At 56.9% G+C, this 202-nt stretch carries 1 rRNA gene; it reads left to right on the forward strand.

From position 1 onward, the window contains the following. Window positions 1-202: ribosomal RNA gene (locus tag M3225_RS29385) — 23S ribosomal RNA — on the forward strand; the annotation flags it as partial.

Below are 202 nucleotides of genomic sequence, written 5' to 3' on the forward strand. Positions count from 1 at the left end.
CCGGAGCGCTAGCTTCGGTGGAGGCGTCGGTGGGATACTACCCTGGCTGTATTGAAATTCTAACCCGCGGCCCTAATCGGGCCGGGAGACAGTGTCAGGTGGGCAGTTTGACTGGGGCGGTCGCCTCCTAAAATGTAACGGAGGCGCCCAAAGGTTCCCTCAGAATGGTTGGAAATCATTCGTAGAGTGTAAAGGCACAAGG

Origin of the sequence: Priestia aryabhattai, assembly GCF_023715685.1 — a bacterium.
GTDB classification, from domain to species: Bacteria; Bacillota; Bacilli; order Bacillales; family Bacillaceae_H; genus Priestia; species Priestia aryabhattai_B.